Origin of the sequence: Brevibacterium iodinum ATCC 49514 (assembly GCF_900169265.1) — a bacterium.
In the GTDB taxonomy this organism is placed as follows: domain Bacteria; phylum Actinomycetota; class Actinomycetes; order Actinomycetales; family Brevibacteriaceae; genus Brevibacterium; species Brevibacterium iodinum.
Genome location: NZ_FXYX01000008.1, coordinates 100,720 through 114,669, shown reverse-complemented (window position 1 = coordinate 114,669; position 13,950 = coordinate 100,720). Strand labels below are relative to the sequence as shown.

At 64.9% G+C, this 13,950-nt stretch carries 12 protein-coding genes; 3 read left to right on the top strand and 9 right to left on the bottom strand.

Features of this window, described 5'->3' with window-relative positions; genetic code table 11:
• The first annotated feature begins 13 nt into the window (after nt 1–13).
• Nucleotides 14–226 (top strand): hypothetical protein, encoded by a 213-nt coding sequence (locus tag BI49514_RS16900; protein WP_420836297.1) that lies wholly within the window; start codon nt 14–16, stop codon nt 224–226.
• Between the two features lie 72 nt (nt 227–298).
• Here BI49514_RS16900 and glpK read toward each other — a convergent pair whose 3' ends face one another.
• The 8 genes from glpK to BI49514_RS07980 form a co-directional block, all read right to left on the bottom strand.
• Nucleotides 299–1,831 carry a glycerol kinase GlpK gene (gene glpK / locus BI49514_RS08015; protein ID WP_101545883.1) on the bottom strand — a complete coding sequence of 511 codons (1,533 nt, stop codon included), beginning with the start codon at nt 1,829–1,831 and terminating at the stop codon, nt 299–301.
• A gap of 58 nt (nt 1,832–1,889) precedes the next feature.
• A complete protein-coding gene (locus BI49514_RS08010) occupies nt 1,890–2,612 on the bottom strand; it encodes an MIP/aquaporin family protein (protein WP_101545882.1) in 723 nt (240 codons plus the stop codon).
• A 121-nt stretch (nt 2,613–2,733) separates the two neighbouring features.
• Entirely contained in the window at nt 2,734–4,452 is a 1,719-nt protein-coding gene (locus BI49514_RS08005; protein ID WP_101545880.1) for a glycerol-3-phosphate dehydrogenase/oxidase, read from the bottom strand.
• Nucleotides 4,453–4,655: 203 nt separating this feature from the next.
• On the bottom strand, nt 4,656–5,633 hold the full coding sequence (locus BI49514_RS08000) for a Ppx/GppA phosphatase family protein (RefSeq protein WP_101545878.1): 978 nt from the start codon (nt 5,631–5,633) through the stop codon (nt 4,656–4,658).
• Nucleotides 5,634–5,642: 9 nt separating this feature from the next.
• Nucleotides 5,643–6,470, bottom strand: coding sequence for an enoyl-CoA hydratase/isomerase family protein (locus BI49514_RS07995; protein WP_101545876.1), 828 nt, complete (start codon nt 6,468–6,470; stop codon nt 5,643–5,645).
• A gap of 23 nt (nt 6,471–6,493) precedes the next feature.
• The gene (locus tag BI49514_RS07990) at nt 6,494–7,615 is read right to left on the bottom strand and encodes a bifunctional 2-methylcitrate synthase/citrate synthase (protein WP_101545875.1); all 1,122 of its coding nucleotides are present in this window, start codon (nt 7,613–7,615) and stop codon (nt 6,494–6,496) included.
• The gene (gene prpB / locus BI49514_RS07985) at nt 7,612–8,517 is read right to left on the bottom strand and encodes a methylisocitrate lyase (RefSeq protein WP_101545873.1); all 906 of its coding nucleotides are present in this window, start codon (nt 8,515–8,517) and stop codon (nt 7,612–7,614) included. The genes BI49514_RS07990 and prpB overlap by 4 nt, the downstream gene beginning before the upstream one ends.
• On the bottom strand, nt 8,517–10,013 hold the full coding sequence (locus BI49514_RS07980; RefSeq protein WP_101545871.1) for an MmgE/PrpD family protein: 1,497 nt from the start codon (nt 10,011–10,013) through the stop codon (nt 8,517–8,519). The genes prpB and BI49514_RS07980 overlap by 1 nt, the downstream gene beginning before the upstream one ends.
• A 196-nt stretch (nt 10,014–10,209) precedes the next feature.
• On the opposite strand from BI49514_RS07980, the gene BI49514_RS07975 reads away from it, so the two are divergent.
• A complete protein-coding gene (locus BI49514_RS07975) occupies nt 10,210–10,749 on the top strand; it encodes a DUF4916 domain-containing protein (RefSeq protein ID WP_101545899.1) in 540 nt (179 codons plus the stop codon).
• A gap of 157 nt (nt 10,750–10,906) precedes the next feature.
• Nucleotides 10,907–11,866 (top strand): universal stress protein, encoded by a 960-nt coding sequence (locus tag BI49514_RS07970; RefSeq protein ID WP_244195032.1) that lies wholly within the window; start codon nt 10,907–10,909, stop codon nt 11,864–11,866.
• A 36-nt stretch (nt 11,867–11,902) separates the two neighbouring features.
• Here the strand turns inward: BI49514_RS07970 and BI49514_RS16305 are convergent, their stop codons facing one another.
• A complete protein-coding gene (locus tag BI49514_RS16305; RefSeq protein ID WP_145996191.1) occupies nt 11,903–13,945 on the bottom strand; it encodes a purple acid phosphatase family protein in 2,043 nt (680 codons plus the stop codon).
• Between the last annotated feature and the right edge of the window lie 5 nt (nt 13,946–13,950).

The following is a 13,950-nucleotide window of genomic DNA, read 5'->3' as shown; positions in this document are numbered from 1 at the left end:
GGTCAGGTTCAGGCTGAATCGCAGTGGTGATCGTAGGTTGAATTCTGCGTTGTACATGGTGGCTATCACGCGGCTATCTCACCATCAGCGGTCCCAGGAATATATGGCGAAACGGCTTGGTGAGGGGAAGACGAAGAAGGAAACGATCCGGTGTATGAAGCGTCACGTCGCTCGTTCTGTGTATCGGATTCTCGAGGCCACGAAACCGATCGGCCAAGCCGCTTGACAGACATAGAAGGATCCTGACGGCGGCCCAGCAACCTCGCGCGAGGTTGCTGGGCCGCCGTCAGGTAGTAATTCAGGCGTAGAGGGCTTCGGTGTCGTCGTCGACCCATTTCTTCGACTTCTCCACCGCCTTGTTCCAGAGGCGGTAGAGGCGGTCCACCGTCTCGTCGTCCATCGACGGGTTCCAGCGCTTGTCCTCGCGCCAGTTGCCCTTCACGTCGTCCTCACCGTTCCAGAACTTCACGGCGATGCCCGCCGCATAGGCCGCGCCCAGTGCCGTGGTCTCGATAACCTCGGGACGGATGACGGGCACGCCGAGGAGGTCGGCCTGGAACTGCATGAGCGTCTCGTTGGCGACCATGCCTCCATCGACCTTGAGCTCGGTGAGTTCGACACCGGAGTCGAGGTTCATCGAGTCGAGGACCTCGCGCGACTGGAACGCCACGGATTCCAGAGCTGCCCGAGCGATGTGGTTCTTGTTCACATACCGTGTCAGACCCACCATCACGCCGCGGGCATCGGATTCCCAGTGCGGGGCGAAGAGTCCGGAGAACGCCGGCACGATATAGCAGCCGCCGTTGTCCTCGACCTGTTTGGCCAGGGTCTCGACCTCGGGGGCGTCCTTGATGATGCCGAAGTTGTCGCGCAGCCACTGCACGAGCGAACCGGTCACGGCCACCGATCCCTCGAGTGCGTAGACGGCTTCGTCCTCGCCGATCTTGTACGCGACCGTGGTGAGCAGGCCGTTCTTGCTGGCCACCGGCTCATTGCCGGTGTTGATGAGCATGAAGTTGCCGGTACCGTAGGTGTTCTTCGCCTGCCCCTTCTCGAAGCAGGCCTGACCGAAGGTCGCCGCCTGCTGATCACCGAGGATGCCACAGATCGGGGTGTCGATGATGAGCCCGTTCTTCGCCCCGTAGCCGTAGATCTCGGAGCAGGATTTGATCTCGGGCAGCATCTCGACGGGGATGCCCATATCTGCCGCGATTTCGGGGTTCCAGTCGAGGGTGTCGATGTTCATCAGCATCGTCCGCGAGGCGTTCGTGACGTCGGTGACGTGGATTCCGCCGTTGACCCCGCCGGTGAGGTTCCAGATCACCCAGGTGTCCATGGTGCCGAAGAGCAGGTCCCCGGCCGCGGCGGCGTCCTTGACCCCGTCGACGTTGTCGAAGATCCACTTTGCCTTCGGACCGGCGAAGTAGGTCGCCAGAGGCAGTCCCACCCGGTCCTTGTACTTATCCGGTCCTTCGTCCCCGGCAAGCTCATCGCAGACCTTCTGGGTGCGCGCGTCCTGCCACACGATGGCGTTGTAGACGGGTTCGCCGGTGTTCTTGTTCCAGATGACGGTGGTCTCACGCTGGTTGGTGATGCCCACGCCCTCGAGCTGGTGGCGATTGATGTTCGCCCGAGCCAGGGCCTGACCGATCGCCTCGTTGGTGTTCTTGATGATCTCGATCGGATCGTGCTCGACCCAGCCGGCGCGAGGGAAGATCTGTTCGTGCTCGAGCTGGCCGGACGACACGATCTGCCCGTCATGGTTGAAGACGATCGCCCGCGACGAGGTGGTGCCCTGGTCGATGGCGAGGATGAACTTTTCCTGACTCATTCTGACTCCTGTGTCGAAGTGGTTGGCTGTGATCGAACTCGGTTAACTGTGACCCTACTCAGACGAACGCCTGTGAGGCCAGGCCGGCAAGCACCGCGCCGACGAGAGGCCCGGCGATCGGCACCCACGAATAGGCCCAATCCGAGCCGCCCTTGTTCGGGATCGGTAGCAGCGCATGGACGATGCGCGGACCGAGGTCACGTGCGGGGTTGATGGCGTAGCCGGTCGGTCCGCCCAAGGAGGCGCCGATGGCGACGACGATCAGTGCGACTGCCAGCGGTCCGAGCCTGTCCGGTGTTCCACCGAACAGGAGGATGACGATGACGAGCACGAAAGTGGCCACGACTTCGGTGACGAAGTTCCAGCCGTAGGAGCGGATCTCCGGCCCGGTCGAGAAGGTGCCGAGGATGTTTCCGGCGTCCTTCTCCTCGTCGTAGTGCTTCTTGTACACGGCCCATGCCAGCAGGGCACCGATCATCGCACCGATGAGTTCGGCGGCCAGGTAGGCCACGGTATTGGCGAAGTTGACGGGGATGCCGTCGGCGTATTCGCTCGCCCCGCTGGCGAGGATGCCGAAGGTCACGGCCGGGTTGAGGTGCGCCCCGGTCTTGAAGGCGACGTAGACACCGGCGAAGACGCCGAGGCCCCAGCCGAAGGAGATCAGCAGCCAGCCGCCGCCGTTGCCTTTGGTTTTGCCGAGGACGACGTTGGCGACGACGCCGACGCCGAGCAGAATGAGCGTCGCCGTACCGGCGATCTCGTAGAGGAAGATAGTGCCCATATTCCACTAACTCCTATTGTTTGTCTTCCGGTGGGTTTCCGGTTGGTGGTCGGCCCGGAGGAGACTCCGGGCCGGTCAGTGGTGACAGATCGGCTGTGGTCCGCACTGCCCTGTACAGGTTTCAGCGCAGAGTCGCACCGACCAGAGCCGCCGCCGAGGCGTCGTCCTCGGTGGACTCGGCCGCGACCTGGGCATCGACGTGAGCATGGAAATCCGTGATCTCCTGAGCGCGCCGAGCGTCATCCCAGCCGAGGATGGGAGCGACGATGGCGGCGACCGCCTCGGCGGCGCTCTTCCCCCGATCCCGGGCTTCGTAGTTCAGCCGCATTCGCCGCTCGAGGATGTCGTCGAGGTGGACGGCTCCCTCCGCGGCCGCTGCGTAGTGGGCTTCGACGCGCAGATAGCGACCGGCTCCGTCCAGCGGCTGACCGAGTTCGGGGTCCTCATCGACGAGGTCGAGCAGGTCCTCGATGAGCGTGCCGTAGCGGCGAATGAGTCGTCGCACGCGGTCTTCGTCCCATCCGTACTTCTCCGCGATTCCGGACAGTCCGCGACGCAGCGCACCCACGCCGTGGGCTCCGAGCAGCGGCACGGATTCGGTGAGCGACCGGCGGTCCTTAGCATCGTCGCCGAGGGCGAAGTCGACGGCGTCTTCTGCCATCACCCGGTAGGTCGTGAACTTGCCTCCGGCGATCGCAGCCAGTGCGGGCTCGACCTCCATGACGGTGTGTTCGCGGGAGACCTTCGTCGACGCCTGCCCCTCTTTGGCCACCGGCTGGAGCAGCGGCCGCAGTCCGGAGTAGACGCCGATGACGTCGTCACGGGTGAGTTTGTCGGCGAGGATGGCGTTGGCGTGTTCGAGCAGGTAGTCGATGTCCTGCGAGGTCGCCACCGGGGCGTCGACGTCTTCGTTCCACGGGGTGTCGGTGGTGCCGATGACCCAGTAGCCTTCCCAAGGGATGACGAAGAGGACGGACTTCTCCGTCTTCGAGATGATTCCGGTGTTCGGGTCGGCCTTGATCTTGTCCTCGGGCACAGTGATGTGCACGCCCTTGGAGGCGAGCACCTTGAGCCCGGCATCGGTCTTCGCCAGATCCTGCTGCTCTTCGGTCCAGACCCCTCCCGCGAGGATCGTGCGGCGGGCGTGGATATCGAATTCTTCGCCGCTGATCTCATCGCGGGCGTGCACGCCGGTGACCTGGTCGCCGTCGTGGAGGTAGCCGATGACGGAGACGTGGTTGGCCGCTGCCGCACCGTAGCTCACGGCCGAACGGACGAGCGTCATGACGAAGCGGGCGTCGTCGACCTTCGCGTCATAATATTCGAGAGCTCCGACGGCTGCCTCGTCGGCCAAGCCCGGGAAGTGCGAGCTCAGGGCCTTCTTGCCGAGGTGGCGGTGCATCGGCACGGCCCGTTTGCGCCCCGGTCGGGTGGCCATCGTGTCGTAGAGAAGGACTCCGGAGCCGATGAAGGCACGGTCGATGAGGCGGTGTTCGAAGGGGAAGACGAAAGCGACGGGTTCGACGAGGTGGGGAGCCGTGTGCTGGAGCAGCAGATCGCGTTCCTTGAGCGCTTCGGCCACGAGTTTGAAGTCGAGCATCTCGAGGTAGCGCAGTCCGCCGTGCATGAGCTTCGACGACCGCGAGGAGGTGCCTGACGCCCAGTCCTTTGCGTCGACGACTCCGACTTTGAGTCCGCGGGTGGCTGCGTCGAAGGCGGACCCGGCTCCGGTCACTCCCCCGCCGACGACGAAGACGTCGAGCGGGTCGGCCGCACTCGTCTTCTTCAGTGTCTCGAGTGCCTGGTCACGGAAGTTCGGGGACAGCTCACCATTTCGCATCGGCAGAAGCGCGCTTTCTTTCAGACGTTGTTGTCATTCACCATTATCACCCCAGCGGTTGATGCCGAGGGCGCACTGCGGCGAATAATCAAAAACTAGCAGGCTATTCTGAACGGCGATACCGACCGGTAGCGAAAGCCTGCTGAGATCGGCGGCCGAAGCGCGGCGTGACGGGCAGCCGTTGCGAGGTCCGTGAGGGCGGCTCAGTCGAGGGCGGAGACGGTCTCCACGCGCATCGCCGAGGACTGCTCGGCAGAGTCGAGGAGGTCGAGTTTGCGCATGATGATGCCTTCGCGCAGCGCCCATGGGGAGATGTTCATCACGCCGATGTCGAAGATCGTGAAGGCCGCCTCGGCGACGATCGCTCCGGCCAGCACCTGACCGGCACGCGCCTCGGAGACGCCGGGCAGGGTCGCCCGCTCTTCGGGGGTGCGGGATGCGAGGGTGTCGATGATGCCTTCGAGGTCGCGGCGGAAGAGCTTCCTGGGAGCATAGATTCCGTCGCCGCTCGGAGCGGCACCGGCGATGCGCGCCAGGGAGCGGAAGGTCTTCGACGAACCGACGACCTGGTCGGGCACTCCGACCCTGTTGATATCGCCGGCGATGCGTCCGATCTGCGCCCGGGCATGTTTGCGCAGGCGGTGGATGTCCTCTTCGGTGGGCATCGGGTCCGGGAGGAACTCGGAATAGGTGCGTCCGGCGCCGAGGGGAATCGACACGGCCGCCAGCGGGTATTCGTCCTGACCCGCCGCGATCTCAAGCGAGCCGCCGCCGATGTCGAGCAGCAGGATCTTTCCGGCCGACCAGCCAAACCAGCGGCGGGCGGCGAGGAAGGTCACCCGGGCTTCGTCGCGGCCGCTCATCACGTTGAGGGTGACCCCGAGCTGAGCGTTGATCGAGTCGATGAGCTCGACTCCGTTCGGGGCTTCTCTGACCGCTGAGGTAGCGAAGGCGAGGATCTGCTCCGCGCCCTGGTCTTCGGCGATTTCGACAGCCTCGGCGATGAAGGACCGCAGTCGCTCCTGACCTTCGGCGTCGATCATTCCGTCATCGCTGAGATACTCAGCCAGCCGGAGCACCTCTTTGTGCGAGGTGGCCGGCAGGGGCGGTGCTCCGACGTGGGCGTCGACGACCAGGAGGTGGACGCTGTTGGAGCCGATATCGAGGACTGCTAGGCGCATTCGCTCAGTTTATCCTCTCCGTGGGACTCCGTGCCCACGGACTTCGGAACCGGCCTGCCAGGCAGTTTTGGTGAAGCCGAAGTCCGGCGGTTCCTTGGCGAAGAACGCTTCCTGACCTCGGGTGATCTCTTGCCGGTAGGCATCATCAAGCCACCGAGGCGGCGCTGTGCTGTCGGTCAGTTCGCCGTCGAGGACGGCCTTGGCTCCCACCTGGCTGAGGCGGGAGAGCCCGACGATCCGCTCCCCCAAAGCCTGGGCGGCGTCCAACGGGGTCTCGGAGATCTCGTGGAAGAACCCGAGCTCGGCCATCTTCTCGAACTTCACGATCGAGGCCGTGATGAGCAGGTAGCGTGCCCAGGCATCGCCGAGGATCTGCGCTAAGCGCTGCGTGGGTCCGGCCGGATAGACGAGGCCGAGTTTGGCGGCGGTGACGCCGAAGATCGAACCGGGTGCGGCGATGCGGATATCGCAGGCTGCGGCGATCTCCGTTCCCCCGCCCACACAGTTTCCGGTGATGGCCGCGATCGTCGGTGTCCGGGATCCGGCCAGGGCCGCCTCGGCGGTGGAATTGAGCTCCCAGAAATCATCGAGGGGAACATTGAGGTCGGCGATGTCCGAACCGGCGGAGAAATGTCCGCCCGCCCCGGTGATCACGAGTGCGTCGATGGAATCATCGGCATCGACACCGGCGATGATCTCCGGAATGGCCCGCCACATCGGGCGGGAGATGGCATTGCGCTTTTCGGTCCGATCAATGACGAGGGTTCCGACCCCACCGGTGACGGTGAAGTCGAAACCCTCGAGATCGACCGGACGGTAGGAACCGTCAGGTCTCATATGTGTTCTGCCTTTCGAACGCTTCAGCCCCGGTTGTCGGGGACCTCGCGCTGGTCCTCACCGTCGTAGGCGCTCAAGGGACGGATGAGAGCGTTGTTCGCCTGCTGTTCGAAGATATGAGCGGTCCAGCCGGTGATGCGTGCCATCACGAAGATCGGGGTGAACTGCTCGGTGTCGAAGCCCATGAGGTGGTAGGCCGGGCCCGAGGGGTAGTCGAGGTTCGGGTAGATGCCCTTGCGCCCGACGAAGTCCTCTTCGAAGGTGTTGTACAGATCGAGCAGATCCTTCGCACCCTTGACGGCGACCATGTCTTCGAAGGCCTTGCGCATGGTGGGAACGCGCGAGTCGCCGTTCTTGTACACACGGTGGCCGAAGCCCATGATCTTCGCCTTCTTGGCCAGTGCTTCGTCGATCCAGGCCGAAGCCTTGTCGGCGGTGCCGACCTCTTCGAGCATCGCCATGACGGCTTCGTTCGCACCGCCGTGCAGGGGGCCCTTGAGGGCGCCGACGGCACCGGCGACAGCGGAGTACAGGTCCGAGGTCGTCGAGGTGATGACACGACCGGTGAAGGTCGAGGCGTTGAACGAGTGCTCGGCGTAGAGGATCATCGACACGTCGAAGCAGCGCACGACTTCGTCGGCGGGAACCTCGTCGAAGACCATCTTGAAGAAGTTCGCGGCGTAGCCGAGGTCCTTCGTCGGGGCGACGGGGTCGAGTCCGTGGCGGCGACGGTGGTCGATGGCCACGATCGTCGGCAGCTGGGCGTAGAGGCGCTCAGCCTTCGCGAGGTTCGCCTCGGCACCTTCGGTGTCGGCCTCGGGGTCGACGGCACCCAGGTAGGCCACGGCCGTCTGCACGACGTGCATCGGGTGGCAGTCCTTGGGCAGGCCGAGGATGAGGTCGACGAGCTTGTCATCAATGGCACGCTGGGAGCGTTCGCGTTCCTGGAACTCGGCCAGCTGCGCCTCGGTGGGCAGTTCGCCGTTCCAGATGAGGTAGGCGACGTCCTCGAAGCTGCGCTTGGCGGCCAGTTCCTGCACGGGGTAGCCGCGGTAGGTCAGCGAGTTGGTCTCCTGGACCACTTTGGACACGGCGGTGGTGTCGACCACGACACCGGCAAGGCCCTTCTTGATTTCTTCGGTCACTGGTGACCCTCCTGTGAGAAGTTGAAAACTGCGGCGTCGAATTCGTTGTACGCCGAGTAGTCGATCGTGTCGTACAGGTCCGCACGGGTCTGCATGCCCTCGAGCAGGTCCACCTGAGTGCCCTTGTCCCGAATGGTCTGCAGGCCCGATTTGATCGCACCCATGGCGATGCGCAGAGTCGTGACCGGGTAGATCACAAGTTTGACTCCGACATTCGCCAACTGCTCAGTGGTGAACAGTTCGCTCTTTCCGAATTCCGTCATATTCGCCAGGATCGGCACATCGACGGACGAGGCGAACTTCTCGAACTCGCCGAGGTCGCGCATCGCCTCGGGGAAGATCATGTCCGCTCCCGCGTCGGCATAGGCCTTGGCCCGGTCGATCGCGGCGTCGAGGCCCTCTCCTGCACGGGCATCCGTGCGGGCGCAGATGACGAAGTTCTCATCCCGGCGTCCCTTGACGGCGGCCTTGATGCGCTTGGACATCTCGGCCGCGGTCACGACCTCCTTGCCGTCGAGGTGGCCGCAGCGCTTCGGGTTGACCTGGTCCTCCAGGTGCATGCCCGAGATTCCGGCATCCTCGAACTCCTGGACGGTGCGGGCCACATTCATAGCCTCGCCCCATCCGGTGTCGGCGTCGATGAAGGTCGGCAGGTTCGTCACCCGGGCGATATTGCGTCCGTGGTCGGCCACCTCGGTGAGGGTGGTCAGCCCGATGTCGGGCAGACCCATGGCCGCGGAGAACGCACCGCCGGAGATGTAGACGCCTTCGAAACCGGTCTGCTCGATGATCTGAGCGTTGATCGGGTTGATGGCGCCGGGGAACTGGACGATGTCATCGCCCGCGAGCAGCTCGCGGAACTTGGCGCGGCGCTCGGCGGGGGTTGCCTGTGCGCCGAGCATCAGAAGATGCCCTTCGATCCGCTGTGCTCGAGTCCGTCGACGACGAAGCTGAGTTCGCCGACGCCCTTGGCGTCGAGGCTCTCGAGGTTCTCGGCCAGATCGATGAAGCGAGCCTGCTCCGAGTCGGAGACGATGCCCTCGGCCAGGGTCTTGAACTTCTCGATGTAGTTCGCACGGGCGAAGGGACGGGCGCCGAAGGGGTGAGCGTCGGCGACGGCGATCTCGTCGACCAGCGTCGAGCCGTCCTCGAATTCGATCTCCACGCGTCCGCCGAAGGCCTTCTCGTTCGGGTCGATCGAGTGGTAACGGCGGGTCCACTCGGGATCCTCGGTGGTCTCGATCTTGTGCCACAGTTCGACGGTGTCGGGACGACCGGCGCGCTCGGGAGCGTACGAGTGCTCGTGGTGCCAGCCCTGGTCCTGCATGGCCACCGCGAAGATATACATGATCGAGTGGTCGAGGGTCTCACGGCTGGCCTTGGGATCCATCTTCTGCGGATCGTTTGCACCGGTGCCGATGACGTAGTGGGTGTGGTGCGAGGTGTGGATGACGATGCGCTTGATCTTCGACAGGTCCTCGATCTGTCCGCCGAGCTTGCGGGCGAGGTCGATGAGCGCCTGGGCCTGGTACTCGGCCGAGTGCTCCTTGGTGTAGGTGTCGAGGATCGCGCGCTTGGCTTCGCCCTTGCCCGGCAGCGGGATGGTGTAGCGGGCTTCGGGGCCTGAGAGGATCCAGGCGATGAAGCCGTCTTCACCTTCGTAGATCGGGTTCGGTGCGCCCTCGCCGCGCATCGCACGGTCGACAGCCTCGACGGCCATCTTGCCGGCGAAGGCAGGAGCGTGGGCCTTCCAGGACGAGATCTCGCCCTTGCGCGACTGGCGGGTCGCGGTGGTCACGTGCAGGGCCTGCTGAACAGCCTGGAAGGTGATCTCCGTGGGCAGGTGGAGCAGGGAACCGATGCCGGCTGCGGCCGAGGGGCCGAGGTGGGCGACGTGGTCGATCTTGTGCTCGTGCAGGCACATTCCCTTGACGAGGTCGACCTGGATCTCGTAGCCGGTGGCGATGCCGTTGATGAGGTCCTTGCCGCCGATGCCCTTGTGCTGGGCGACTGCGAGCACGGCCGGGATGTTGTCACCGGGGTGTGAGTACTCTGCGGCGAGGAAGGTGTCGTGGAAGTCGAGTTCGCGCACTGCCACGCCGTTGGCCCAAGCGGCCCATTCGGGTGAGAAGCGGTCACTCACCGGCAGGCCGAAGATGTTGGCACCGGGGTTGAACGGGTGGGTCTGAGCCTGCTCGCGTGCGTGGGTCGGAGCGGAGCGGCGCACGGAAGCTGCAGCCACGGCAGCGTTGTCGATGACGCGGTTGATGACCATCTCGGTGACATCGGAGTCGACGGGCGTCGGGTCGGATGCGACCTCGGCGATCTTCCATGCGAGCTGATCTTCGCGAGCCAGGTTCTCTGAGCTCTTGTAGGTGCGGACTTCATGATTGATCATGGATACCCCTTCATAGTCCTTGACCGGAAATGGTCACATAGTGCTGACACAACTGTAGGCCACGTCACTTCTCGTGATGGTGCATGGTCGGAAATTTATCTCGACATCAAGATATTTTACCCGAAGCGTGTCCCAGTTCACCAACAGGGCCTTCATGGTCTTCTGCCGCGAGGGATGGTTGTGGGAATATTGGGTCATGACTCGGACTGCCCTGGACTTCGACGAGAACTGGTTCGACGACGCGGAATACGCTCGCCTGCGCAGACGCATGCCGATCCCCTACGTCAACGCCATTCCGGTGCGGGTGGGCGAGACCGGCAATGTCGAACGCATCGGCCTGCTGCTGCGCAGCCTCGAGGACGGCACCCTCGGACGGGAGGTCGTGGGCGGGCGGATCCGCTTCCACGAGACCATCCGCACCGCACTGGTGCGTCACGCCGAGAACGACCTCGGCCCGATGGCGCTGCCGGTCATTCCGCCTGCGATCAGCCCGTTCCACATCGCCGAGTACTTCCCCACCGAGGGTTCGGCTCTCCTCCATGATCCGCGCCAGCATGCGATCGCCATGTGCTTCGTCATGGAGGTCCGCGGCGAATGCACCCCGCGGGCCGATGCCCTCAGCCTCGATTGGCTGACCCCCGAGGAGACCCTGCGTACCGATATCGTCGGCGAGCTCTGCTACGGCCAGGACCATATCCTGCGCATCGCACTGGCCCATCTGGGCTTCCGCGTCTGAGCCAGATGCACGCCCAGGTGAGACGAACCCTCTCACCCCACGTTTTTTCTACAAGTTGTAGAACAGTCTTGGTAGACTGAAAGCGACGCGGACGATACCGCCAGTCGGGGCCGTCGTCGGCGTCTGGGTTGGACAGGCCCCGATCGAGAGGTGCGAGATGTCTGCTCAGTCCCCCATGCCCGAGTCCACCACCGCCGAAGCACGATCGGCCGGACGCAAAGCGTCCGAGTCCGGTCGCGATCGGGAGTTCGGCGTCCTCGTCGGCTTCGACGGCTCCGAACTCGCGGCACTCGCAGTACGCTTCGGCGCTGCGGAGGCCGCCCGCCGGAAGACCGCACTGACCGTCGTGACCGCCTATCCGTTGCCGACGATGATCTATCCGAACATGGCGTCGATTCCCAGCGAGCCGGAAGACGAGAAGGCGAGGAAGCAAGCGGAGAAGACCCTCGCGGAGGCGGTCGAGCTCGTCCGTGACCATCCCGGGGAGAAGAGCTTCCGCACTGCTCCGGGCGATGCCGCGGGGGTCATCACCACGTTGAGTGCCGATGCCGAGATCATCATCGTCGGTGCGCGCGGTCGCGGCGGATTCGTGGGCCGGGCCCTCGGTTCGGTGTCAACCGCTGTGCCAGCTCACGCCCACTGTCCGACGATCGTCATCCCTCACCACGCCACGTCGTCTGAGTCGCATGGACCGGTGGCCGTGGCCGTCGACGGCTCGGAGCCCGCTCGGGTCGCGATGGTCACTGCCGCCGCCGAGGCCGCAGTGCGCAGGGCTCCTCTCGAGGTCATCGCCGTGCTTCCAGCCGGAGAGGAATGGCTCTACTGGTACCCCGACCTCGAACTCAGCTCCGAGGTCACCGCGCGCCGGCAGCGGCAGCTGACCGAATCACTTGAGAAGGAAGCCGCGACGCTGTCGGAACAGTTCCCAGATCTGACGGTGACCACCTCGGTGCCGGTCGGCGATCCGACTGAGACCCTCGTCGAGATCACCTCGCGCGCACAGCTCACGGTGATGGGAACCCGTGGGCGCGGAAGGATCCGCAGCGCTCTGCTGGGATCCGTCTCGCGTGGAGTCCTCAACCATGCCGAAGGCCCGGTCATGGTGGTTCCGAGCTGATCGGCGGCGCCGTGCTGATCAGCAAGGCTGTGCTGATCAGCTGAGCCCGGCACCTCGGCGGCGACGGCTCACAACGAGGAGCGTCGCGCCGAGTGCCAGCGCCCCCGCGCCGACAGCCAAGGGCAGTGCGAACCCACCGCCGGTGCGGGGCAGGTCTCCGCCCCCACCGGCCGAGGCGGTCCCGGAGGAATCCGAATCATCGCCCGTTCCTGCGGCGTTCGCCTCGGTACCGCTTGCCTCGGCGCCAGAGTCGGCGGTGCCGGCATCTGCTGTCCCCGAGTCTGTTCCGTTCCCGTCGTCGTTGGCGCCTGCGGCATCAGCGTCGGCATTCGAACCGGTTGCGTTAGTGCCGCCATCGGTATCTGCCGATACCGCACCGTCGTCCGAACCGTCCGAATCGCTCTCCGAACCGTCGGCTCCGGCCCCCGCCGCGCCGGCGTCTGCGTCTTCTCCCGCGCCATCCGCTTCGACTCCGGCGCCGGCCTCTGATCCGGCATCAGGGCCATCCGCTTCAGCCCCGGCCCCCGCACCGGCGTCTGATTCGGCGTCCGAACCATCCGCCGCGGCGTCGGCTTCGGCGCCGGCTCCGGAACCGGCGTCGGCCTCCGCGTCGTCATCCGGGGCTGGTTCTTCCGCCTCGGCGCGCCTGAGTTCGACATCGTCGATCTGCTCGGAGACGGCCTGCGCTTCCGCGCGTTGACCGTCGGCCGGTGCCCCACCTGCCGGCACCTCATAGGTCGTCGCCCGCAGCGCCTCGTCGCTGACCCGGACTCGGGTGAAGGCGGGCACGTCATTGTGAACGCTCTTGCCTTCCCAGCCGAGGCCGGGAACGTAGTCATAGAACTTCGACCCAGATGACGAGGTCAGCGTGAGGTAGAGCGTCTGCCCGTCCTCTTTCTCTTCCTCGGCTCCTGCTTCGGAGCCCTCAACGGGCTTGCCTTCGCCGTCCATGAGGAAGGTGCGGTTATAGATGTGGTCGTGGCCGGAGACGACGAGGTCGATGTCATTGCGGGCCGCGACCGGAGGGATCGCCTTCCGCAGCCGCTTCACATCGAGGTCGCTCCAATGGGTTGCCGTCGAATAGATCGAGTGATGGAACCCGAGAACCGTCCACCGTGCCTGGTCACCGTGCTCGGCGACGACCTCGTCGATGAACTCGGCGTGGGCATCCATGTCCGGGCTGTTCGAGTTGATGTTGAGGAACAGGACCCCGTCCTCGATGAACCAGTAGTCGCCGCCGGAGGTGATGACGCCGCCACCGCCGTGATCCTGGCTGACATTGGGGCGGTTGAAGTGCTGTTCGTAGGCTTTCGATGACACATCGTGGTTGCCGATCGTCGTTGCCTGCGGGATCGTCCGGGTCGCTTCCGGTGCCAGGTATTGAGCGTACTGCTCCTGGTTGCCGGCGGAGTTGACCTGGTCTCCCAGCGAGTAGATGAAGCTCGGGTCATCGGCGGTGGCCGCTGCCGAAGACAGGGTCCGGTCCCAACCGGCAGCGTCGTCGGGATCCCCGCCTCCGGCGCCGACCTGGGGGTCGCCGAAGACGAGGAATTCGTCGTCTCCTCCAGCAGATCCTGTGGCGAACTGCTCCACCTCGGTGTACCCGTCCTCTTCGCTGCCGACCTGGTAGGCGTAGTCAGTGCCAGGTTTCAGGTCGGTCATGCTCGCATGGTTGAAGTGACGCTTGAGGTCGGTGGCAAGGCCCGAGTCCGTGGTCTCAGCCTTGTCAGCATCGGCGGGGAGCTTTCCGCCGTCGAGCTCACTCGCCGGCGCCCACCGGACCTCTCCCCCGCCGGCACTCTCGCTCATCCACGAGAGATTGCGCGCCGTGGAGTCGGCCCCGACCTGCAGTACGGGATCGGTGATCGCCTCACTCCCCGCATCCGCCTCGGCGGGCGAATCCGTTCGGTCCGGGCTGGGAGCCTGAGCAGAGTCGGCATTCGTGCCCTGGGTCGCGGTCGACCCTCCGGAACCGAGAGATGGTTCGGCACGCACGGGAACCGGGGCCGCCACCAGAGCGGCGAGCAGGGTAGCGGCGGACAGGGCACTGAGCGGTCTCTTAAGTCGATGCGTATTCACCCGCC